Origin of the sequence: uncultured Porticoccus sp. (assembly GCF_913061305.1) — a bacterium.
Taxonomy (GTDB): Bacteria; Pseudomonadota; Gammaproteobacteria; order Pseudomonadales; family Porticoccaceae; genus Porticoccus.
The window spans coordinates 1-23,196 of the sequence record NZ_CAJXST010000005.1 but is presented as its reverse complement, the minus strand read 5'-3'; the positions used below and the strand labels follow the sequence as shown (position 1 = coordinate 23,196).

General features: G+C 56.6%; 19 protein-coding genes and 1 tRNA gene. 10 read left to right on the top strand and 10 right to left on the bottom strand.

Translation table 11 applies throughout. The annotated features are described in order from the left end of the window. Positions 1-4: 4 nt before the first annotated feature. From QZ516_RS07015 to QZ516_RS06985, 7 genes are all read right to left on the bottom strand, one after another. Complete coding sequence (locus tag QZ516_RS07015; RefSeq protein WP_297187926.1) at positions 5-1,201, bottom strand: ABC transporter permease; 1,197 nt, start codon at positions 1,199-1,201, stop codon at positions 5-7. Then, entirely contained in the window at positions 1,198-2,442 is a 1,245-nt protein-coding gene (locus tag QZ516_RS07010) for an ABC transporter permease (RefSeq protein WP_297187924.1), read from the bottom strand. The genes QZ516_RS07015 and QZ516_RS07010 overlap by 4 nt, the downstream gene beginning before the upstream one ends. Next, a complete protein-coding gene (locus tag QZ516_RS07005; protein WP_297187922.1) occupies positions 2,381-3,085 on the bottom strand; it encodes an ABC transporter ATP-binding protein in 705 nt (234 codons plus the stop codon). The genes QZ516_RS07010 and QZ516_RS07005 overlap by 62 nt, the downstream gene beginning before the upstream one ends. Then, the gene (locus QZ516_RS07000) at positions 3,078-4,220 is read right to left on the bottom strand and encodes an efflux RND transporter periplasmic adaptor subunit (protein WP_297187920.1); all 1,143 of its coding nucleotides are present in this window, start codon (positions 4,218-4,220) and stop codon (positions 3,078-3,080) included. Before QZ516_RS07000 ends, QZ516_RS07005 begins: the two co-directional genes overlap by 8 nt. 133 nt (positions 4,221-4,353) lie before the next feature. After that, complete coding sequence (locus tag QZ516_RS06995) at positions 4,354-5,985, bottom strand: tRNA-dihydrouridine synthase (RefSeq protein ID WP_297187918.1); 1,632 nt, start codon at positions 5,983-5,985, stop codon at positions 4,354-4,356. 109 nt (positions 5,986-6,094) lie between these two features. Then, complete coding sequence (gene miaE, locus QZ516_RS06990) at positions 6,095-6,760, bottom strand: tRNA isopentenyl-2-thiomethyl-A-37 hydroxylase MiaE (protein WP_297187916.1); 666 nt, start codon at positions 6,758-6,760, stop codon at positions 6,095-6,097. Between the two features lie 32 nt (positions 6,761-6,792). Next, on the bottom strand, positions 6,793-7,470 hold the full coding sequence (locus tag QZ516_RS06985) for a glutathione S-transferase family protein (RefSeq protein WP_297187915.1): 678 nt from the start codon (positions 7,468-7,470) through the stop codon (positions 6,793-6,795). Positions 7,471-7,723: 253 nt separating this feature from the next. On the opposite strand from QZ516_RS06985, the gene acnB reads away from it, so the two are divergent. The 4 genes from acnB (at position 7,724) to QZ516_RS06965 (ending at position 13,771) form a co-directional block, all read left to right on the top strand. After that, the gene (gene acnB / locus QZ516_RS06980) at positions 7,724-10,333 is read left to right on the top strand and encodes a bifunctional aconitate hydratase 2/2-methylisocitrate dehydratase (protein WP_297187912.1); all 2,610 of its coding nucleotides are present in this window, start codon (positions 7,724-7,726) and stop codon (positions 10,331-10,333) included. 142 nt (positions 10,334-10,475) lie between these two features. After that, positions 10,476-11,699 carry a polyhydroxyalkanoate depolymerase gene (gene phaZ / locus QZ516_RS06975; protein WP_297187910.1) on the top strand — a complete coding sequence of 408 codons (1,224 nt, stop codon included), beginning with the start codon at positions 10,476-10,478 and terminating at the stop codon, positions 11,697-11,699. Between the two features lie 160 nt (positions 11,700-11,859). Then, positions 11,860-13,185 carry a tRNA 5-hydroxyuridine modification protein YegQ gene (gene yegQ / locus QZ516_RS06970; RefSeq protein ID WP_365333181.1) on the top strand — a complete coding sequence of 442 codons (1,326 nt, stop codon included), beginning with the start codon at positions 11,860-11,862 and terminating at the stop codon, positions 13,183-13,185. Between the two features lie 97 nt (positions 13,186-13,282). Further along, positions 13,283-13,771, top strand: a complete 489-nt coding sequence (locus QZ516_RS06965; protein ID WP_297187908.1) for a molecular chaperone DnaJ — start codon at positions 13,283-13,285, stop codon at positions 13,769-13,771. Here QZ516_RS06965 and QZ516_RS06960 read toward each other — a convergent pair. Next, positions 13,768-14,553: a methyltransferase domain-containing protein gene (locus QZ516_RS06960; protein WP_297187906.1), complete on the bottom strand. Its 786-nt coding sequence runs from the start codon at positions 14,551-14,553 to the stop codon at positions 13,768-13,770. The genes QZ516_RS06965 and QZ516_RS06960 overlap by 4 nt on opposite strands. A gap of 206 nt (positions 14,554-14,759) precedes the next feature. Here QZ516_RS06960 and QZ516_RS06955 point away from each other — a divergent pair, with 206 nt between their 5' ends. The 4 genes from QZ516_RS06955 (at position 14,760) to QZ516_RS06940 (ending at position 18,255) form a co-directional block, all read left to right on the top strand. Then, positions 14,760-15,236, top strand: coding sequence for a DUF3015 domain-containing protein (locus QZ516_RS06955; RefSeq protein ID WP_297187904.1), 477 nt, complete (start codon positions 14,760-14,762; stop codon positions 15,234-15,236). 96 nt (positions 15,237-15,332) lie between these two features. Next, on the top strand, positions 15,333-17,189 hold the full coding sequence (locus tag QZ516_RS06950) for a DUF4105 domain-containing protein (protein ID WP_297187903.1): 1,857 nt from the start codon (positions 15,333-15,335) through the stop codon (positions 17,187-17,189). Positions 17,190-17,263: 74 nt separating this feature from the next. After that, positions 17,264-18,046, top strand: a complete 783-nt coding sequence (locus tag QZ516_RS06945; protein WP_297187901.1) for an alpha/beta fold hydrolase — start codon at positions 17,264-17,266, stop codon at positions 18,044-18,046. Between the two features lie 132 nt (positions 18,047-18,178). Then, positions 18,179-18,255 (top strand) — tRNA-Arg (locus QZ516_RS06940). 133 nt (positions 18,256-18,388) lie between these two features. Here the strand turns inward: QZ516_RS06940 and QZ516_RS06935 are convergent. Continuing rightward, positions 18,389-19,087 (bottom strand): hypothetical protein, encoded by a 699-nt coding sequence (locus tag QZ516_RS06935; protein WP_297187899.1) that lies wholly within the window; start codon positions 19,085-19,087, stop codon positions 18,389-18,391. A 204-nt stretch (positions 19,088-19,291) separates the two neighbouring features. Here QZ516_RS06935 and QZ516_RS06930 point away from each other — a divergent pair, with 204 nt between their 5' ends. Next, positions 19,292-20,005, top strand: coding sequence for a 16S rRNA (uracil(1498)-N(3))-methyltransferase (locus QZ516_RS06930; protein WP_297187897.1), 714 nt, complete (start codon positions 19,292-19,294; stop codon positions 20,003-20,005). Positions 20,006-20,210: 205 nt separating this feature from the next. Beyond that, positions 20,211-20,846 carry a glutathione S-transferase N-terminal domain-containing protein gene (locus QZ516_RS06925; RefSeq protein ID WP_297187895.1) on the top strand — a complete coding sequence of 212 codons (636 nt, stop codon included), beginning with the start codon at positions 20,211-20,213 and terminating at the stop codon, positions 20,844-20,846. A 65-nt stretch (positions 20,847-20,911) separates the two neighbouring features. Here QZ516_RS06925 and QZ516_RS06920 read toward each other — a convergent pair whose 3' ends face one another. Further along, positions 20,912-22,258 (bottom strand): YihY/virulence factor BrkB family protein, encoded by a 1,347-nt coding sequence (locus QZ516_RS06920; RefSeq protein ID WP_297187894.1) that lies wholly within the window; start codon positions 22,256-22,258, stop codon positions 20,912-20,914. Between the last annotated feature and the right edge of the window lie 938 nt (positions 22,259-23,196).

Below are 23,196 nucleotides of genomic sequence, written 5' to 3'. Positions count from 1 at the left end.
GCGTCTATTCAGCCCTTAGGGCATCGATGGGGCTGAGCCGGGTGGCATTCAGCGCCGGTCGCACACCGGCCATCAGGCCGATCAGCATGGACACGATAAGTGCCACCAGCACGATCTCTCCCTTCAGAGCCACCGGCAGTCCCGGCACAAACAGTCTTACCCCCACCACCAGCAGGGCGATCACCAGCACACCGGCCAGTCCGCCCACCAACCCCAGCATCACCGCCTCACCCAGAAACAGGTTGCGCACCTGACTGCGAGTGCTGCCCAGGGCCCGCAACAACCCCACCTCGGAGGTGCGTTCGGTCACGGTAATCATCAGGATAGTGGTGATACCGACGGCCCCCACCAGCAGGGAAATCGCCCCCAGCCCACCGCCGGCGTATTTCAGGATGCGCAGGATATTGTCCATGGTCGCCATCATCTGATCCTGGGTGACGATGGTGAAATCCTCGAAACCGTGGCGCTCGATCAGCAACCGTCTGATGTTTTCCGTGAGCCGGTCGGTGGGCACGGCGGGGCTGTAGAAAACGTCCACCTCCATGAGGCTTTCGCGGTTGAATATCTGCAGTCCCTTGTTGGCGGGGATGTAGATCATGTCATCCAGGTCGGTGCCGAGGAACTGCCCTTTCGGCGCCATCACGCCGATCACCCGGAAGCGGTTACCGCCAATGTGCACAAATTCCCCCAGGGGATTGTCACCGCCGAACAGCTCCCGTTTCAGTTTGCTGCCCAGTACCGCAAAGGCCCGCGCCCGCTGAATGTCTTCCTGGGGCAGGAACGAACCCTGTGACACCTCCAGTTTCCAGGCCTTGTCCGCCAGGGCGCCAACGCCGGCCACGTCGGTGTAGCGGCTGCGCCCCACCGCCTTGATCTGCGCGGTACCGAACACCACCGGCACCACCTGTTCCACCCCCGGGATGCGCCTCAGTACTTCGGAGTCCTCCAGGGACAGGGGACGGGTGGTATTGAGGATGCCGCCCATGCCAAAAGTCTCGGTCTTGCCCGGGGTAATGGCGACGATATGGCTGCCGAACTGGGTAAACTCCTGGATCACGAATTGCCGCAGCCCCTCACCCAGGGAACTCAGCAGCACCATGGCGGCGATGCCGATGGCAAAACCGACAATGGTCAGCACGGATCGCAGGCGCTGCATCCACAGGGCCAGGAAAATCCAGCGCAGGTAATCGAGAAAATTCACAGGTCCTGCCCCCGCATGGCCAGCACCGGGTCCAGGGCCGCCGCGCGCCGCGCCGGAATCAGCGAGAACACCAGTCCCGACAGCAGCGCCGTGGCCACCGCTGCGGGGACCGACCACCAGGGTGGTGCCAGAGGGAAGGCAGGCCAGAGCCGGGCGACAACCAGCACCGCCACCCAGGCCACGGCAACGCCGGCCACGGAACCCAGGCTTACCAGCAGCAGGGATTCCCCGAGAAACAGCTGCCTCACCTGACGGCTGCTGCCGCCCAATGCTTTCAACAGACCGATTTCCCGGCGCCGCTGGCTGACGGAAATCAGGCTGATATTCATGATCAGGATGCCCGCCACCAGCAGACTGACGGCCGCGATGGCGGCGATGGCCAGTGTCAGGGTGGTGAGGATATTATTGAAGGCAGCGAGCATGGAATCCTGGCTGATCAGGGTAACGTCATCCTCGCCTTCGTGGCGCTCGCGGATTACCCCGCGTACCCGGTCTTCAACCCGATCGAAATCGGCATTGGCATCCAGCTCCAGCAACACCCGGAACAGTCCCGGCGAGTTGAACATCTGTTCGGCGGTGCGCACCGGCACAATGATCATGTCCCGCAGATCCAGTCCCAGGGATTCGCCGCGTTCCTCCAGCACGCCGATCACCCGCATGCGGCGGTCGCCCGCCCGCACCCACTCGCCAATGGCGCGGCGGTTGCCAAACAGCTCCAGTTTCAGCTTGGAGCCCAGCACGCACACCGCCAGGGCCTCACTGCGTGCACGCTCCGGCAGGATTTTTCCCTGAGCCACATCCATCTTGCGCACCTGAAAGATGGCCGAGGTGCTGCCCAGCACGATCACCTCCCGGGAGCGACTGCCCCGAGAAACCGGCGCGGTGCCGGCGATCACCGGGGCCACCGCCCTGACTGCCGGCAGGCGCTCCAGCGCCTGGGCATCTTCCAGGGTCAGGTCCCGGGGCGCAGCGCCGTAGATGGGTGGCGCGCCGCCGGTGGTTTCCTTGCGACCGGGCAGAATGATCAACAACTGATTGCCCAGTGCCGAAAATTCCCGGTCCACATAGCGGCGGGCGCCTTCACCCAGGCTGGTGAGCATAATCACCGAGGCCACGCCCAGCCCCACCGCGAGCAATAGCAGCACGGTGCGCACCCGGTGGCGCAAAAAGAGCTGGCCGTTAAAGTGCAGTTGATCCAGCAGGCGCATTGCCATCACCAGTGTCGGATTCGATCTGACCATCCACCATGCGGATGCGCCGCCGGGCCCGCTTGCCGAGCTGGGCGTCGTGGGTCACCACCAGCAGGGTAATGCCCTCGCGATTGAGATTTTCCAGCACCTCCACCACCTCGGCGCCGGAGGCCTGATCCAGGTTGCCGGTGGGCTCGTCCGCCAACAGGATGCGCGGCTTCATGACGATGGCCCGGGCGATGGCCACCCGCTGTAGCTGCCCCCCGGAAAGCTGGTTGGGCCGGTGCCCGGCCCGGTCCGCCAAACCCACCTGCTCCAGCACACCCAGCGCGCTCTGGCGGCGTTTTTTGGGGGAGATGCCCGCCAGCATCATGGGCAACTCGACATTTTCCAGAGTGGTCAGGCGATTGATCAGGTGAAATGCCTGAAAGATGAAACCGACGTAGTCGGCGCGCAATCGCGCCCGCGCCTCCTCGCCCAGTTCTTCCGTGGCGGTTCCCTCCAGGCGGTAGCTGCCGCTGTCCGGGCGATCCAGCAGTCCGACCATGTTGAGCAGGGTGGACTTTCCCGAGCCGGAAGGTCCCATCACCGACAGGTACTCCCCGGCGTCGATGGTGATATTCACGTCCCGCAGCGCCCGAAGCGGCGACTCACCCACCAGATAGGTCTTGTTGACGTCCTGCAGTTCAATCATTGGCGGTCCGGCCAATTTTTGCCGGAGCGCCGGCCTCGACGCCCTCGCTGCCGATATTGCTGACGATCAGATCGCCTTCTTTCAGCCCTTCCAGCACCTCGGTGTAACGCCAGTTGGTCAAACCCTTGTGAATCTGGCGGCGTTGCAGGATACCCTCGCCGTCCACCACCAGCACATACTCGTCATCCACCACCAGTTCCGAGGGAATGCGCAGGGCGTTGTCGCCGCTGTCGAGAATGATTTCCATATCCGCGCTGTAACCGGCCAGCAGTCTGACATCCTCCGGTAACGGCTCCAGCTCCGCCTCCACTTCCACGGTGCGGGCCTGTTTTTCCTGATCGAGAATGTAGGGCGAAATGCGCCTTACGGTGGCGGGGAAAACCCGGTCGCGGAAGGCATCAAGGGTGACGCGTACCGGCAGGCCCAAAGCGATATCCGAGGCGTCCACTTCGTCGATGGGCGCACTGATGTAGTGACAGTCATCGGTGAGCAGGTCGATGGCCGGCGGCGTCATCACACCCGGCGGGGACGGCGTGGCATATTCTCCCACCTCCCCGGTCACCTCGGCGACGGCGCCGTCAAAGGGTGCCCGCAGGAAGGTCTGCTCGAGCACGGCAGCGGCGGCGGAGGCGGCGGCAGCGGCCTGCACTACCCGAGCCTTGGCCGCCTCGCAACTGGCAGAACTGGCCTGGGCCCTGGATTCGGCCAGATCCGCCGACTCCTCGGACACCAGATTTCTTTCCGCCAGGTTGGTCAACCGCCGCGCCTCGCGCAGATCGGATTGCGCGGAAATGCAGATACTCTGGCGCTCCTGCTGGGCCGACACCTCGGAGGCTTGCGCCACCTGTAATTGCGCTTCGCGATCCTTGTTCCACAGCACCATCAGCAGTTGCCCGGCCACAACCTGATCGCCCTCGTCCACCAGCAACCGGTCGATGCGGCCGCCAATGGACAGCGCCAGCCGGGAGCGCTGGCAGGCTTCGACGGTGCCGGCACGGGTGTTGGCCACGGTGCGCTCCACCACACCCCGCTCAACCGGAACAACCGTGACAGTGACCGGTTCAGGGCGCGACCAGTAATAAAAGAGTGCGGCAAGGACTGCCAGAACGACCAACGTGATTAGGCTTTTTTTCATCCGCGACGTCCCATGCAAGTTGAAGTTACGCTATGACATCATAAGCTTTGTTGTGCGGAATGCGCGTTGACCTGTATCGGCCTATCTGTAAAAAATGATACCGCCAAAAAAAACGGCCCGCAGGCCGTTTTGATTAGACTACCGAAGCACCGTCCATGAAGGGGCCATCCACGCAGATTCTTCGCCCGTCCGGGGCGGCGCAGGCACCACAGAGGCCAACGCCACATTTGGTCAGGTAATCAATGGCACTGAAGATCTGATCATCACCGCAGAACTCCCTTTCCACGGCCACAGCAGCGCGCACCATCGGGGACGGCCCGCAATTGTAGAAAATGAGATTTTTTCGTTCTGCCGGGGGCAGCTGTTGTAAATACTCCCGCAGCAACTGGGTGACAAACCCGTGGAAGCCTTCGCTGCCATCATCGGTGGAGACATGCACCGGGGCAATCTTGCGGCACTCGTCGAGGAAATACAGCCGCTCCGCGGTGCGCGCGCCGGTAAAAATTTCACTGTTGGGGAAATCCCTCGCCAGCTGGTAAACCGCCGCGAGACCGGTGCCACCACTAACGGTAATGATTTTGGCACCGGCCGGCGGGGCAACGGCCATGCCATGGGGGCCGCGCACATAAGCTTCAGTGCCGGGCTGCAGTGACATCAACTCGTGGGTAAACAACCCCACATCAATCACCGCCAGCGAGAAGGGGTCGTCGGTGAGAGCCGAGAAGGGTTTTTCACCCACCCCGGGTATCCATAAAAAGACAAATTCACCGGCCTGCACGTCTACCTTACGATCAAACGTAAGAATGCAGATATCGTCCGTTACCCGCTCGTTGGACACCAGTATCACCGGGCGAAACTGCATATCCACATCGTAGCGAATCATCTGCTCCGCAGCGTTGCTGCCCTGCGCCATGTCGCGCTCCAGAGTACGGAAATACTCGCCCATTTCGTCGGTGGTCAGGCCAATCAGCGCGGAACCCACACCGACAATATCGGCACCGGCATCGCGGAAGGCCCGCACATCGTCAGCACTGCTGACACCGCCGCAACCGATAATGGGACAATCCACCGCCTCGGCCATTTCCCGCACGCATTTCAGGCCGATGGGCAGAACACCCTTGCCGGACATGCCGCCGACACCGTTGCTGAGTACCGGATGGCCGTGGGCAGAGGTGTAACCTGGCCCCACGGTATTGATCGCGCAGAGCGCGTCGGCACCACCGGCCACCGCCGCTTTGGCGATCTCGGCGATATTGTCGGTATTGGGGGTCAACTTGGGAATCACCGGAATATCCACCGCGGCCTTCACCGCCGCAGTGATCTGGCGGACCAGCTCCGGATCCTGGCCCATCGCCATGCCGTAACCCTTGGCGTGGGGACAGGACAGGTTCAATTCCAGGCCATCGGATACCGGGGCGACAATTTTGGCCACCTCGACAAATTCCTCGACACTGCCGCCAAAAATGGAGGTGAGTAGGAAACGATCTGCCGGCACCCGCAGGGTTGCCAGTTGAGCGGCCAACTGCTCGGCACCGGGATTGGTGAGCCCCACCGCATTGACGAAACAACCGGGCGCGTACTGGCTGATCACGGGCTCCCGATAACCGGATCTCGGCGTCAGGCCAACACTCTTGGTTGTGATGACGCCCACTTCCGGCATGGTGTCAAAAATACGCTGAATAATTGACGTGGCCGTGGTCACAATACCGGAAGGAATGGTGTACGGGGCGGTAATCTGCTTGGTAAGAAAAGGGACTTTTGACATCGACAGGAACTGACCTGGGAGAATAAGGAAGGTGCAGAAGGATAAACGTCCTCGGCACTGAAATCCACCCGACAGCAGTGCAAAATACCGCCAAATAACAACCGGTCAGCTACGCGGGGATCTCCACCGATTCGACAACGGCCGTTACCCCCGTCGAGGTGACGGGCGCACCGGAATGAAAGCGAAACGTTGTATCCGGCGAGGTCACCAGCTGCTGCTCGCAACGACGGATGACCTCAACCCGTTTCTCGACCTCCCCGGCTTTGCCAACCCGGCGGGCCAGGGTCAGGTAGTCCCGGTAGTGGCGGCCTTCCGATTGCAGTAATGACCGATAAAATGTCTGTAGCTCAGAATCCAGATAAGGTGCCAGGCAGGCAAAACGCTCACAGGAACGGGCTTCGATAAACGCGCCGACAATCAGGGTGTCCAGCAATTTTGCAGGCTCATGGGTGCGCACCTGCTGACGCAATCCCGCCGCATATCGGGAGGCACTGAGGCTACTGTATTCGATATTCCGCTTCGCCATGATGGCAATGACCTGCTCGAAGTGACGCATTTCCTCCCGGGCCAACCGGGACATTTTATTGAGCAGCTCAAAATTGTCGGTGTAGCGGTAGATCAGGTTTAACGCCGTGCTGGCAGCTTTTTTCTCACAGTTGGCATGATCTATCAGCAAAACATCCTGATTTTCCAGCTTCACAGCCTCCTCGACCCAGCTATCGGGCGTCGGACAGGGTAAGAAAGCCTGAATTTCATCGAGCGCGGAGACTGCCACAACAACGTGCCTTTTGTGTTTGAATCTGTCGATCAGGAATCAGCTGAAAAAGTGTCCTGTTCGCTGATCAGTGTATTGTCCATCTGGTGAACGATCGGTCGAGTGGCGACGGTGTTGCGCCAGTCTGCCAGACCGGCCATATCGTCGATCACTGTCCAGGGGCCAAACTTTTTCATGGTGCTGTTGACCAGATCCAGAGAGTGGTAAGCAATGACGTCCGCATAACTGAAGTCTTCGCCACACAGGTAAGGGTCAAACCTGGCCAGTCGGGACAATGCGTCCAGGCCCTGCCCCACCTCAACCGCCACCTGATCCACCTGTGCCTGATCCACCTGTGCCTGATCCACCTGTGCCTGATCCGGCGTCCCTCCGCTGTCGGCATGATCAAGCAGACGGCTGACCGGCTGTTCAATATGCTGCAGCAGGATACTCATTAACTCCCTGACCTTGGCCCGCTCGAAAACATCCTCCGGCAACAGTGGCACCTCCGGAATAATTTCCTCGAGAAATTCCATAATCACCGGGACATTGCTGATGTAGCCCTCCCGGGCTTCCAGAAAAGGCACTTCGCCCATGGGACTCATGGTCAGGAACAGGGGCTCCCGGCTGGGATAACTGTGGACTTCCTCAAATTCGAAGCCTTTTTCCAACAGTGCCAGTTTCACCATATTGAAATAGTGGCTGGTATGAAATCCGTATAATTTGAGCATGGCGGTTACCCGTTCTGAAACCCTCATCGGGCCTGATGGTGATGCTGGAAATTGTAACAGAGAATTTACTGGGTGAATGACCGTTATCAACTGGAGCCAAGTTACCCTGAATTTTGATCTGTAGTAAGATAGCGACCCCTATGGGCACGCCAGTACGCCCAGCCAGAATACCCACATCGGTGACCCGTCACCGATAGCCCAACCGGTGTTGATCCCGGATTGGGTACACTCACACAAAAAGAGGACACAAACCGTGCTTGAAGCTTATCGCCAACATGTGGCAGAACGTGCCGCCGAGGGAATCCCACCCAAACCCCTGACACCCGAGTGGACCGCCGATCTGGTGGAACTGCTGAAAAACCCGCCCGCCGGGGAAGAAGAATTTCTGCTCGACCTGATCGCCAACCGCGTTCCACCCGGTGTGGATGAAGCGGCTTACGTCAAAGCCGGCTTCCTCAGTGCAGTAGCCAAAGGCGAGATCACCTGCCCACTGATTGACCGCCCCGCTGCGGTAACATTACTCGGCAATATGCACGGCGGCTATAACGTCGAAACGCTGGTTGAATTGCTGGATGATGCCGACCTCGCCAACGATGCGGCGGAACAGCTGAAAAGTACCATTCTGGTTTTTGACGCATTCCATGATGTCGCCGAGAAAGCCGATGCCGGCAATGCCCAAGCCAAAGCCGTGCTTCAGTCCTGGGCCGATGCCGAGTGGTTTACCCGACAGGATGCTGTCCCCGAAAGTATCAAGGCCATTGTTTTCAAGGTGACCGGCGAAACCAATACCGATGACCTGTCACCTGCACCCGATGCCTGGTCTCGTCCGGACATTCCCCTGCATTCCCTGGCGGCCTATAAAATGACCCGCGACGGTCTGACGCCCGATGAGCCGGGCAAAATCGGCCCGATAAAACAGATCGAGGAGATTAAATCCAAAGGTCTGCCGGTCGCCTTCGTCGGCGACGTGGTGGGTACCGGCTCCTCGCGCAAGTCTGCAACCAACTCGGTATTGTGGTTCTTCGGCGACGACATCCCCGGTGTGCCTAACAAACGTTCCGGTGGCATCTGTATCGGCAACAAGGTCGCCCCGATTTTCTTTAATACCATGGAAGATGCCGGCGCCCTGGTCTTTGAAGCGCCAGTCGACGATATCAACATGGGCGACGTGATTGAAATCCGTCCCTATGACGGCAAGATTCTCAGCGAGTCCGGTGACGTATTGTCCGAATTTCACTTCAAATCCGGTGTGATTCTGGATGAAGTACAGGCCGAGGGCCGCATCAACCTGATTGTGGGCCGCGGCCTGACCCAGCGTGCCCGCGAACATCTGGGGCTGCCCGCTTCCGACCTGTTCCGCCTGCCGGCGCAACCGGCCGACACAGGCAAGGGCTACACCCTGGCGCAAAAAATGGTCGGCAAGGCCTGTGGTCTCGAGGGCGTCCGCCCCGGCACCTATTGCGAACCGAAAATGACGACCGTGGGCTCACAGGACACCACTGGCCCGATGACCCGGGACGAGCTCAAGGATCTGGCCTGCCTCGGCTTCTCCGCCGACCTGGTGATGCAGTCTTTCTGCCACACGGCCGCCTACCCGAAACCCATTGATGTCGAAACGCAACACACCCTGCCCGATTTCATCATGAACCGCGGCGGTGTTTCCCTGCGGCCGGGCGACGGTATTATCCACAGCTGGCTGAACCGCATGCTGCTGCCCGACACAGTCGGCACCGGCGGCGATTCCCACACCCGCTTCCCCATGGGTATTTCTTTCCCCGGCGGTTCCGGTCTGGTGGCTTTTGCCGCCGCCACTGGCGTGATGCCACTGGACATGCCTGAATCAGTACTGGTTCGCTTCAAGGGCGACCTGCAACCGGGTATCACCCTGCGTGATCTGGTACATGCCATCCCCTACTACGGCATCAAGGATGGCCTGCTGACCGTTGAGAAAAAAGGCAAGAAGAACTTCTTCTCCGGCCGTATTCTGGAAATCGAGGGTCTCGATAAACTGACCGTGGAGCAGGCGTTTGAATTGTCTGATGCATCGGCCGAGCGCTCTGCTGCCGGTTGTACCATCAAGCTCAGCGAAGCCTCCGTGACGGAATACCTGAAGTCCAACATCACCTTGTTGCGCTGGATGATCGCCGAAGGCTATGGCGATGTCCGCACCCTGGAACGCCGGGTGGGCAAAATGGAAGACTGGCTGGCCAATCCCTCGCTGATGAAAGCCGATGCCGACGCCGAGTACGCTGCCGTACTGGAAATCGATCTGGCAGACATCAAGGAACCGATTGTCTGCTGCCCCAACGACCCGGACGATGCGCGGCTGCTGTCTGACGTGGCGGGCGACAAAGTGGACGAAGTGTTTATCGGTTCCTGTATGACCAATATTGGCCACTTCCGGGCAGCGGGCAAGTTGCTCAATGAAGCCCCCAGCATCAACACAACCTTCTGGATCTGCCCGCCAACCCGGATGGACGCCCATACCCTCAAGGAAGAAGGCTACTACGAGATCTATGAAAAGGTCGGCGCACGGACAGAAATGCCCGGTTGTTCGCTTTGCATGGGCAACCAGGCACGGGTCAACGCAGGGGTCACCGTACTGTCCACTTCCACTCGCAACTTCCCCAATCGCCTGGGTGACGGGGCCAATGTCTACCTCACTTCTGCCGAACTGGCTTCTGTGGGTGGTATTCTGGGTCGCCTGCCCACCACGGCTGAATACATGGAATACGCGAACAAGATCAACTCCATGTCCAGCGATATCTACCGCTACATGAACTTTGACCAGATCGCCTCCTTCCAGAAAGGGGCAGACGAGGGCAAACGGATTGCGGCAGAACAAATCGTCAATGTAGCCTGATCATATAAGCTATTGAAAAACCCCGCTTTTGCGGGGTTTTTTTTGCTCGACACAGAAAATTTTGCGAGCTCTGGCGATTAGGTTGCCTATTCTAATCTGCTGTGACTAAATGATTTCACACTGTTTTTGGCAGGTGCTGTATATGCATTATCACTTTTACGACCTATACCGTCAGTCCCTGATGCCGGTCAACACCGCACTGGATCTGGCACACGATATCGTCACGCACGAAAAGAACCCTCTCTCAAAAACGCGTCTTGGCCGACTGCGCAAAGCCTTTCTGGAATCCACGATTCGCCTCCTGAAACACTACCCGAAACAAGGGTTTGAGTACGAACCGGTGGTGATTGATGAGGTGGAATATCCGGTTCATGAAGAGGTGGTGGTGGAGAAACCCTTCTGTAATCTGCTGCGCTTTCGCCGCGAAGGTTTACCCGCCAATGCACCGAAACTGCTCTGTGTGGCGGCACTTTCCGGCCACCATGCCACGCTGTCCCGGGAAACCTTCGGTCAGTTTCTCGATACCTATGAGGTGTACGTCACCGACTGGCTCGATGCCCGTGACGTGCCCCTGTCCGAGGGCAAGTTCGGCTTTGAGGAATACGTGCAGTACGTCATTGAATTCATGGAGCATGTCGGGCCCGGCAATCACATGTTTGCCATCTGTCAGGCAGCGGTGCCGGGATTGGTGGCCGTAGCGCACATGAGCAAGCACAACAATCCCGCTCGACCCAAATCCCTGATCATGATGGCTGGCCCCATCGATATCCGGATCAACCCGAACAAGTTCGGCAGAAAGGTCGAGAAAATCTCCGCGCCCCTGCTGCGCCGGGTGGCCATTCACAGGGTCCCGTCGCGCTACGACGGCGCCGGAAGGAAGGTCTATCCGGGGATGCTGCAACTGGGTGGTTTCATGTCGATGAACATGAAGTCCCACGCACAAAAGCATATCCAGTTCTTCAAGGACATCGCCGAAGGCAAAATCGCCGAAGCGGATCGCCATCGCGATTTCTACGATGAATACATGGCAGTACTGGACATGGATGCCGATTACTACATGGAAACCATGGAGCGCGTGTTTCTCGACCAGCACCTGCCCAAAGGCATCATGCAGTATCAGAGTGAAACCATTGACTGCGGAGATATCAAGGATGTCGCCATTCTCACTCTGGAAGGGGAAAAGGACGACATGATCAGCCTCGGCCAGACCGAAGCCGCTCTCCATCTCTGTACCAACCTACCCAAGAAACTGAAAAAGCACTACGTCCAGATGGGTGTCGGCCATTACGGCATTTTCAACGGCAGCAAGTACCGTGAATTTGTGGCTCCGCTGATGAAAGACTGGATCAACCGCCACAACAAGTAATGTTGTTCAGGCACGGACAAAGGCCGGTCATCCACCGGCCTTTTTTCATTGCTTTTTTCGGGATTTATTTGCCGATCTGATCAATGAGCCCAACGATGCCGTCTGTATAAATCCTGTACAACCCTGTAGAATCCGCCCTCCTTTACTCCAGGTGATTGACATGACAGAACTCCTCTCCCCCGCAGGTTCTCTCAAAAATATGCGCTACGCACTGGCCTACGGTGCCGATGCCGTCTATGCGGGCCAGCCCCGCTACAGCCTGCGGGTGCGCAACAATGAATTCAATCACCTGGACGTGATGGCGGATGCCATCGCCGAAACCCATCGGCAGGGCAAACAGTTTTATATTGCCAGCAACATCTCGCCCCACAATGACAAGGTGCGCAGCTACCTGAAAGATATGGCGCCGGTGATCGAGATGAAGCCGGATGCCCTGATCATGTCCGATCCGGGTCTGATCATGATGGTCCGGGAAAAGTGGCCGGAGATGCCCATTCACCTCTCGGTGCAGGCCAATGCGGTCAATTACGCCACCGTCAGATTCTGGCACCAACAGGGAATTGTCCGCACTATCCTGTCGCGGGAGCTGGGTCTTGAGGAGGTAGAGGAAATTCGCCAGCGCGTGCCTGAAATGGAACTGGAAGTGTTCGTGCACGGCGCCCTCTGTATTGCCTACTCGGGCCGCTGCCTGTTGTCCGGCTACATGAATCACCGGGATTCCAACCAGGGTGCCTGCACCAATGCCTGCCGCTGGAAATACGATGCCCATGAGGCCACCCAGACTGAAACCGGCGACATTATTCCCACCAAAACCTGGGAACCGGAAAAACCGGACAGCCACGACGAGGTTGAACCGATGATGCTGCTCGAGGAACAGGGGCGCCCCGGAGAAATGATGCCGGCCTTTGAAGACGAGCACGGCACCTACATCATGAATTCGAAGGATTTGCGCGCCGTCCAGCATGTGGAAAAACTGATCGCCATGGGCGTCCACTCCCTGAAAATCGAGGGTCGCACCAAGTCCCATTATTATGTGGCCCGCACGGCCCAGGTCTATCGTCGCGCCATCGACCACGCCCTGGCCGGTAAACCCTTCGATATGAGCCTGATGGCTGAACTGGATCATCTGGCCAACCGCGGTTATACCGAAGGCTTCTACCGCCGCCATGTGCCCCAGGAATATCAGAATTATGAACAGGGCGTTTCCGGTAACCCGAATCAGCAGTTTGTCGGCGAAATCTGTGGTGTCGAACGCGACAAGGGCTGGTTTACCGTGGATGTCAAAAACCGGTTTGAAGCTGGTGATACGCTGGAACTGATCACCCCGCAAGGCAATATGACCTTCAGTCTGGACGCGCTGGAAAATCGCGATGGCGTGAAAATCAATGCGGCACCCGGCTCCGGGCATGTGGTCCGGATTCCCATGCCGGCGGATCTTCCCCTGCCGGAAGACGGCGGTTACGCCATGCTAATGCGCTATATGTAAAGCCAGTGCTGATGGACATTGGCGCGGCACCACAGCGCCAAAACCAACGGCTTCCTGCTAGACTGTAGCCCGGCGAATACGAAAAATCCGAGGTAATGTGGCAAGGATCATTCTGTTGCTGGCTGTGGGCCTGGTGGGCTACCTGCTCTGGCAGCAATATCAACGACAACCCCCGGAACTGCGCCGCAAAGCGCTAATCCGCGGCGGTTTTTATGCCCTGTTGGGAATCATTCTGCTGCTGGTCGTCACCGGCCGGGTGCACTGGCTGTTGGCAGCGGCCACCGCCGCTCTGCCGCTGCTCAAATTGTTGTTCGGATTAGCCCTGAGGGCATGGCCCTTTCTGCAGGCTCTGCGCAGGAAAAACCAGCCGCCGCCACAGCAGCAGGCAAGTGCTGGCAGCAACGGCGAACTCAGTCAACAGGAAGCTTTCCAGTTACTCGGCCTGCAACCGGGGGCCAGCCGCCAGGCCATTATCGATGCCCACAAACGACTGATCCAGAAGCTGCATCCAGACCGCGGTGGCAATGATTATCTGGCCTCGAAACTGAATGCCGCCCGGGATCTGCTACTGAAATTACACAACTAATCTGTCTGCCGCCCATGGGCCAGCAACAGATGAATATAGCGCCCCAACCACCGGTAGGGATCCCGTCGGGAGTAGGCCAACTCCATCTCGATCACTGCTTCGGGAACGGCATTACCACCGCGAGGATTCGTCACATAGTCGTGAAAGACCCGCACACCGGTAGCTGCCATCTCCTCCAGACCGGCATCAGCCACCCACTGTTTGACCTGCTCGGGATACAGCGAATTGACCGGTGTGAGACTGCCTGTATCGGGGACAAACCTGTCCCTTTTCAACAGGTTGAAATTGCCCCGCAGCAAATTGCGATATTCAAAGGAATGCCGGTTGTAGTAGGTAAAGGACAGGCACCCCTCCGGGGCCACAAAACGTTGCAACTGCGGCAGCAATAATTCCGGCCTGGCCAGCCACTCCACTACCGCGTGACACAACACCAGATCGAATCGGCCCGGCTGCTGTTCCGCCAATACCTGAAACGGGCAGTGGTGCCAGGTGATCTGCTCATAGACACCGGCCTGTCGGGCAGCCGCCTGCGCCACGGCCAGCATCTCTTCGGACACATCATTGACGACCACCCTGTGACCCAGGCTGGCCAGGCGAATGGCCAGCTGGCCGAGACCGGCACCCACATCCAGCACGGTTAACGGCTCAGCACCATGAATCTGTGGCAGATACTGTTCCAGATCCCGCCACAGCACCGCCAGGCGAATATCACCCTTCAGGCCACCGTAGACCTTGCGTTGAAAGCGTTCGGCGAGGTCGTCAAAATTTCTGTCCTGATTCATAGCCCGCCATTATCCGGCAAAATGGCCTGTTTGACTGCTGCAACCTGAAATATTTACAGGGAAAGCTGTTGTCGCCCAAGACAGCCCACCAATTTTGCGAAGTATTTGGCAACGACTGACGCGCTCACTGACAAAACCACCCATGCTCCCTTATACTCGTCATTCCTGTAATGAAGCAGTTTTCAATCGATATAAGGAATTTATTTATGATGCGACCAATTCTTACCGGCTTAGTAATGTTGACCGCCAGTTCATTTGCCATGGCCAGCGACACGGGTCCCGGCTGTGGTTGGGGTTCCATGCTTTTCAAAGGCCAATCTGGCGTCGCCTCCCACGTTGTGGCTGCGACAACCAATGGCACCTCCGGCAACAATACCTTCGGTATGACCTCTGGTACCAATGGCTGCGATACATCCGGAACCATCAACTACACTGGCAGCAACGCCGTGGTGTTCCACAATATGGATCGCCTCTCAAACGACATCGCCAAAGGTGACGGTGAAATCCTCTCCACTGTCGCTTCAACCATGGGAATTCAGTCCCAGGACGTGCCCACTTTCAAGCGCGTCATGCACGACAATTTTGATACCCTTTATCCCAACAGCGACGTCACCAGCGAACAGATCGTCGAGACCATGGTCTCTCTCATGGCCAACGACAAGACACTGGCCAAATACGTATAAAAACCTTGCCCGGCGGTCATTGGCTGCCGGGCGCTCCCCTCAGGGCAAGCCAACAACCTGTCCATGTTCACTCCCAGACATCCATAGGATTCATGGATGAATCACAGACTGACGACACTCCTCACCCTGCTACTTTTTTTACAGATAGCACCGGTCTTTGGAGCGCCTGATAATATCGCTGCCCTGTCCAGTGATCCGCAATGGCTGGCCCTGCTGCAATACCAACGCAGTGACTGGGACGGTGCCCTGCGATCCGAGGTGGACAGTGACGATTTTTTCCTCAGCGACCGCGGCAAAACTGACCCCGAAGAAGAAATGTCGGTCAATATCCGGGTTCTCGAACAGCGACCACAACTGCAGTGCCGCTTCCCCGCCCGGGCACAGTGGTTACACAGCCAGGGCCTGATCGACACCCTGGCCATTGACGAGAGCCACTGCCCGAAACTCAACCAATGGCTGCAAAAATTCGAGCCCGAACATATCAGCCTGATCTTTCCTGCGGCTTACCTGAACAGTCCGTCGTCCATGTTCGGCCACCTGTTTCTTCGGGTGGACCAGAAAAATCAGCGCGACGAAAACCGCCTGCTGGCACAGACCATCAACTTTGCCGCGAATGTGAATCACGATGATCCGGAACTGATTTACGCCTATCGCGGCCTGTTCGGCGGGTACCCCGGCGTCATATCGGTGATGCCCTACTACCAGAAAGTGAAAGAGTACAGCGAGGTCGAAAACCGCGACATCTGGGAATACCGGCTCAACCTGAACGCTGAAGAAATTCACCGCCTGCTACTCCATACCTGGGAGTTGTTGCCGGCTCACTTCGACTATTTTTTCTTTGATGAGAACTGTGCCTATCGCATTCTCACACTGCTGGACGTGGCGCGCCCCAGCCTGCAATTGACGCAACAGTTTTCGACCTATGCGATCCCCTCGGACACGCTTCGCAGCATTGTCGCTGGCAATCTGGTAGACAAGGTACGCTACCGTCCGTCAATGGCCACCGAGCTGAAATACAAAATCGAACAGCTGCCTGCATCGCTCCATCCTCTCACCTTGGCCCTGGCAGACCCCGCTAATACGCTCCCGGAACAGCGCCATGATGAGGACCATCCAGAGATCACGGCCGGTGCTCTGGAGGTGGCCTTCGATCTGCAGCGCTACCGAGCTCAACAACAGCAACTTCCCCGCTCGTCTGTGGCCGACGCCTCTCTGGAATTACTGAAAAAGCGCAGCGAGATTCCCGAGCCCTCTCCGTATCGGGCACCACCCGTGCCGGCTGTCCGCGACGATGAGGGCCACCGGACCTTCCAAGTCGCGCTCAGCCAGGGGCAGAATGAGGACGTGGAATACACGTTGTTACGGATCCGCCCGGCCTACCATGACCTGCTCGACCCTCCCGCCGGGTACCCGGAAGGCGCACAGATCAAGTTCCTCGAAACCGACCTGGCGCTCAGGGAAACAGGCACCTTGCGACTGGAGCGCTTTACCGGCCTCAATATCACCTCACTGACGCCCCGCGACGCTTTTTTCAAACCCCTCTCATGGCGGGTGGATGCAGGGCTTTACAGGAAATACCTGGCAGATGGCGACGACCCGCTGGTTCCCACCTTCAATGTCGGCATAGGCCACAGCTATCGGCTCGCCAGTCAGCACCAAGTCTACCTGCTTGCCGAAAGCCAACTTCAGCACCAGCACAGCCTGCCCTCCAACTACGCGGCGAGCCTTGGGTTACACGGTGGCTGGTTGTTTCGGGGAGAAAACTGGCAACAACACCTCTCCCTACAACTGAACGAGGCGGTGGCGGGATACGACCATCACTACCATCAGCTAAACTGGGAGGTCAGCTATCACCTGGGATTGAACCTGTCCCTGGTTGGTCAACTGTCCGCCACATCCACGGAAGGCACCTGGTTTCACCAACAGCAACTGGGACTGGAATGGCGTTTCTGAAAAGAATTCAACGCAGTTGTCGATGGGCGCTGATACTTTCGCTCTCAGTTCCGCTACTTACGGCCTGCAGCGGCATGTTTTTTTACCCGCAGGAACGTTTGCGCCTCACCCCGGACATACTGGGCATCCAGTACCGGGACGTTTACCTGACTACCCGTGACGGCATCAAGGTGCACGCCTGGCACCTGCTGCCGCCAGCTGCGCCCAAAGGCGTCATCCTGGTACTGCACGGCAATGCCGAAAATATCAGCACGCATATCCACAGTGTCGCCTGGCTCGCTGAGTCCGGCTACGAACTGCTCTTGCTGGATTACCGCGGTTTCGGCCACTCAGAAGGGGTTGCCTCTCTACCCGACGTATTCAACGATATATCCAGTGCCGCCGGCTGGCTTGAGCAACGCAGCCAGAGCCAAGGCATCCCTGCCTTCTGGCTCGGACAGAGTATTGGCGCCAGCCTGAGCAGTTACTATTTGTCCAAATACCCCGTCGACGGCCTCAAGGCGGTCATTCTCGACACGCCTTTCGCCAGTTACCGCCGGATTGGCCGGGAAAAATTTTCGGAATTCTGGTTAACCTGGCCGCTCCAATACCCGTTATCCTGGCTCATCGACGACCAATACAGTCCCGAGCGGGTGGCGGACCAATGGCCCCACCTGCCGCTTTTGATTTTCAGTAGTGAAAACGATGTTGTCATCCCGCGGCAGCATACCCACGATCTGGTCAGACAACTGCGCAACGGGAGCGAGAGCACCATCGAAACAGTGCAAACCGATACACCGCACATCGGCACCTACCGCGACCAGTCCTACCGTGAAACCACGCTCAGATTTCTGGAAGAATACCGATCCAAAAGGTGAATGGCTCTCGGGACTCCGTGAGAACCGAATTACCATTGCCATCTGAAATTTTTACTGAGCAAGTTATTTGCCGCCAGCGAATACCGCAGCTAGAATACGCGCGCTGCAACCCAAACTCTTATCTATTTCAAAGCCCCGGTGGCACAGCTGGATAGCGCAGCCCCCTCCTAAGGGGCAGGTCGCAGGTTCGAATCCTGCCCGGGGCGCCATATTTCTTCTTCGAAAGAAACGGAGCAGGATAGTTCAGGGCGCACAAAACCGGCTTAGGTGTTTATAGGGATGAATGTTTCCTGACATCAGATCTGCTGTCAGAATCCAGGTAGTAGAGACCCACAAAACCTCTCAACCGCGACAGAATGGCCACACCTGCCAGAAGTGTCGGCAGCGGAATTCCGACTCGCAACCCGTCAGTTGTGCCTGATATCGACCGGCAAGACCGCTGACCCTGGCCGCCGATCGCAGCACCTGAGGCTTGTTGCGATGGTAGCCCCGACGGTAGCCGGTCGGCCCTTCGTGGTAAGCCAGATACAGGTGCTCGGGGTTATACAGGGAAATACCCAATCGTTCATGGCTGCGACGGTTATACCAACCGATAAAATCCGTGGCATATTTCATGTGGGTACGGCGGGTCAGCAGACCGCCAGCCTCGTCCTCGTATTCACCCCAAACCGGATCCTGCGCCTGGGCATAACCATAGGCAGAGGAAGACCGAAACCACGGAATGAACCCCAGCAACCGATCCCGTGGGGGCTTTGCGTGGCTGCGAAAGGAAGACTCCTGGTGAATAAAGGCCATCTGGGTGGCAATGGGGGTGCCCCATTTTTCCTGGGCATTTCTGGCATGGTCGTACCAACCGGGTTCCTGTCTGAAAATCTCGCAGATATTACTTTGCTGTGCGGGTGGCGCCGCGGCAAACAGCGCGCAACCCGAAACCGACACAAAAAATATCAACAGCGCCGCTGGCCCGATCACGGGATGTCGGCGACACTTTGCACGGCAGTAGCGCCAGTATTTTTTACGTAGGGATAGCCGGAATGCCAAAGACTTCACCTGAAAATTGTTTGGACAAAACAGGCTTCAGTTCAGCACAAACCGGAGCAAAAGTGAAATAGACGGGTTGCCGCGCTTTTTTCAGCACAGGAAGCACAACACAGCATGTCCTTTGCAGTACCCAGCGGCCTATAATTTGCCGGCACGGGGGCTTTGAACGGAGCCGCGTCTCGCCCACAACATCTGGATATGCCCATGAATTTATTGCTGCTGGAACCCGCAGATTTCATCTCCGATTCAAAGGTAACGCTCGGCGGGCGGCGCCTGCAGCACCTGCTGGAAGTGCACAGGGTCAGCGAAGGGGCCAGCCTCAGGGCCGGGCTGGTAAACGGCCGGATCGGCGAGGCAACGGTGCTCAGGCTCACACCGCAGGCAGCGGAGCTGGCAGTAGTGTTGAATCAACCACCGCCGCCGGCACTGCCGGTGACACTCATGCTGGCCATGCCCCGACCCAAAATGCTCCGGCGCATTCTGCAAACGGTCGCCACCATGGGCGTTAAACAGCTGTACCTGATCAACAGTTGGCGGGTGGAGAAAAGCTACTGGCAAAGTCCCTGGCTGGCACCAGAGGCTATTCGCGAACAACTGTTACTCGGCCTCGAACAGGGCTGTGATACGCAACTACCCCAGGTACTGGTCAGGCCCCGCTTCAAGCCTTTTGTGGAAGATGAACTGCCGGCCATCATGGCGGACAGTCTGGCGCTGGTCGCCCATCCAGGCGGCGGCATCCCTTGCCCGGTAGGTCCGCCTTCATCCCCGGTGACACTGGCGGTCGGGCCAGAGGGCGGCTTTATCGACTACGAAATCGGCAAACTCTGCGAAGCGGGATTTCAATCCGTCACCCTGGGCAGCCGTATTTTGCGGGTGGAAACAGCGATCCCGGTCATTCTGGGGCGGTTGTTTCACTGATTGAATTATTGACAGCAACCCGTTGTCTGGCACCCGCAACATCACAGTTTGAAAAAATCCGTTTTTGTCGTTATGGTTTCCGCGTTATATAAACCAATTGGTCAAGAATGTGGCACCCCAGCGGCCAAAACAATGTCTGCTCAAAAAGAATACGCAGACAACAAACCTGACTATAAAAATCAATAAAAACTGAGGTAGGTAACTGATGAAATTATACGACTGTTCTGTTGCACCGAACCCGAGACGGGCCCGAATGTTCATCGCTGAAAAAGGCCTGGATATTCCCAAGGTGGAAATCGATATTCTCGGCGGCGAAAACCTGAAGGATTCATTTCTTGCAATCAATTCACGTGGTTTATTGCCAGTCCTGGAGCTGGAGGACGGCACCCGCTTCGACGAAGCCATGGCCATATGTCGCTATCTTGAAGAATTGCATCCCGAACCGCCCCTGCTGGGAACAACCCCGGTCGAGCGCGCCCAGATCGAATGCATGCAGCGCAAAATGGAATTTGAGGGAATGATCGCCACCTCCGAAGTGTTCCGCAATAAGCTCGACAACGACAGTTTTGCCTACCGCAGCCTGCCGGGGGTGCCATCACCTGCCATACCCGGCCTGGTGGAACGCGGCACCAAGACCCTCGAACGGTTTTTCCACTGGCTGGAAAAATATCTGGAAGACGGTAACCCGTTCATCATGGGCGACTGTTTCACAATGGTAGACATCACCGCCGTCTGTGCAGTGGACTTTGCCAAGTGGGTAGATATCACCATTCCGAAGGGCAACCGTAACAGTCTGCGCTGGTACGACGAGGTATCTGCACGGCCAAGCGCCAGTGCCTGAGCACTTATTGCCGGCAATTAAAAAGGCCCCGTTTGGGGCCTTTTTTAGTTAAATCCGAGCGCCAGCTAATCCGGCTTCCCGTCATCCACCAGTTTGCGCAACGTCAACCCCGCCAGCTTGTCACCAACCGATGATTCGATCTGTGCCATGACCGCGTCCACGCCCGTCACTGATTGCATCTGATCGTCCATCATCGACTGCTCATCGTTGGGTCTGCGCACAATCTGAAGAAATTCAGCCACCGTCATATTGGCCGGATCAGATTGCAGTACATAGGTGCTGGGTTCGTCATTGGTTTCAACCACCAGCTCCCGATCCGTTAACATCTGCACGGTCTCCGCCACACGCTCGGCAGGTATTGCCAGTAACTGGCACAGCTCCTCGATCGAGAGTGGTTTTTTGTGGCGGACAAAACGGTCGGCTATCCAGTATATGGTCAGCAGCGCCATTTGCTCGCGCAGCCTTCCGCTCAGTGGTACACGTTGATTGCTAAGCCTGATCTGCTCCGGATACTGAACGTAATAGGCCACCTGGGAACCGAGTAGAAGAATAAACCAGCTCAGGTAAAGCCAGATCATGAATAGCACCAGAATGGCAAAGCCGGAATAAATAGCCGCGTACTTGGTCGATGATGAAGCAAATTCGGCAAACACCAGGCCCGTGCTCTGCCAGAGGGCACCGCCCACCACCGCACCCACCAGCGCCGCCGAAAATTTCACCCGGGTATTCGGCATAAACATATAAACAAAGGTGAAGGCCATGATGATCAGCAGGAAGGGGATCAACTTGGTCACCACCAGCATGATACTGCCAAATGGCTCAATGCTGACCAGCGCCTGAACCACGCCGCTATTCATCAGAGAAGCGGTCATCCCGATGGCGGAAAACATCAGCACCGGCCCCACCATAATCACACTCAGGTAGTCGCTGAAGCGACGCGAAAACGGGCGGGTAGACTTGGCATGCCAGACATAATTGAACGAGCTTTCAACCTTCTGGATCAGGGAAACCACGGTGTAAAGCAACAGTGCCAACCCCACAGAGCCCAGCACGCCCACCTTCATGTTCTCGACGAACCCGAGTAGGTTCACCACGATTTCGTTGCCCTTCTCCCCCAAGGGCTGCACCAGATTCAACAGCAAGGGTTCAATCTGGTTATGCACACCAAACGCTTTCAGCACAGAAAAACTGACCGCCAATAGCGGCACCATCGACAACAGGGTGGTGTACACAAGACTCATGGCACGCAAATTGAGCTGCCCATTGGCAAACTCGCGCATCAGAACAAAAAGAAACCTGATAAATTTATAACCATAGCGCTGGGGCAGCGCCATCGATTCAATATCGGCACGCCATAACCGATTTTCCAAAAAACTCTTTATCTCGTCGTAATAACCTAGCGGGCTTTGCATTGTTGAGTGCCTTTTCGCCATTGCAAGAATGCACACAGGGTATGACGGACGGCAAAGAGCGACAAGTCAAAATTCAGGAAAGACATTTATTCCCCATCATGAAGAAATTAAAAAAGTGCGTAGGTTGGGGTGAGGAACGAACCCCAACAATATTTACCGTGAAAAAACAGGTTCCACCTTTTGTATCCATACGCCGATAACTCATTTATTCCAATCCAATTAATTTTCTTCATCCTTTTCGTTGGGGTTCGTTCCTCCTTGAACAAAACAGCTTTCAGACTAGTTAAGAAATAATAAATCAATCCGCAACAGAATAAGAGTGAGAGTTTTTACTCTGACCCCGAATATGCATCAAAAGTGTACGTAAGCCCTTAATACTGGTCTAACACTGGTCTTGCCCCGAATATCCTATTCTTTTAATTAAACTTGGTCTGTATATAACAAGGTAATACACCATTGCAATCAATAAATTCAATATAAAAAAACTGAACAGCCACAACCCTTTATAAGAGCCATAAGTTGAATTACATAGATGTACTAACATCCTAAAAAAATTTACACCTAAACATAGCATTCCTATTTCTGCTATTTTTGAATAAAGAGGATCCAAATTACCAATATGCCCAACGACCATTATTATTAGGATGGAGACCAATCCCCAGACAAACATAATATCTGACACAAAGATCAGTGCTTTCAATTTAAACACTTAAAAAGCCTCTTCAAAGCGTCGTTGAATCTCAGAAAAATTTATCATACTTTAGTATCCAAACAGAGCTTTGACTTCTCCACGATAGATTAGATAATCATCCACTCTACTTGTCTTAAGAAAGGTGGGGTTTTTAAATAATAAAGGGCCAATAGTCTCCTAGAGTTTTTACTATGGTCTTACCCCAAAGACACGCACACTCGGATTAAGAAACAGTCCGTTCTTCGAA